Below are 360 nucleotides of genomic sequence, written 5' to 3'. Positions count from 1 at the left end.
CTTCCGCCAGCAGCACGTTCATGTGCCCGGGCATGCGCCCCGCCACCGGGTGGATGGCGTACTTCACCTCGACGCCCTCCTCCTTCAGCTTGTCGGCCATCTCGCGCAGCGCGTGCTGGGCCTGGGCGACCGCCATGCCGTAGCCCGGCACGATGATGACCTTGCTCGCGTTCTTCATGATGAACGCCGCGTCCTCCGCCGAGCCCTGCTTCACCGGCCGGCTCTCCACCGCCCCCGCCGGGCCCGCGGCCGCATCGCCGCCGAAGCCGCCGAGGATCACCGAGATGAAGCTGCGGTTCATGCCCTTGCACATGATGTAGGACAGGATCGCGCCCGAGGAGCCCACCAGCGCGCCGGTGA

General features: G+C 69.7%; 1 protein-coding gene. It reads right to left on the bottom strand.

The genetic code is table 11. The annotated features are described in order from the left end of the window. A partial coding sequence (locus VRZ77_RS21720; RefSeq protein WP_414594645.1) for an NAD(P)(+) transhydrogenase (Re/Si-specific) subunit beta occupies positions 1 to 360 on the bottom strand: 360 nt, incomplete at both ends.

Origin of the sequence: Ancylobacter sp. G4_0304 (assembly GCF_047501495.1) — a bacterium.
Lineage (GTDB): Bacteria > Pseudomonadota > Alphaproteobacteria > Rhizobiales > Xanthobacteraceae > Ancylobacter.
The sequence above is the reverse complement of the archived record's forward strand: the minus strand, read 5'-3'. Positions and strand labels throughout refer to the sequence as shown.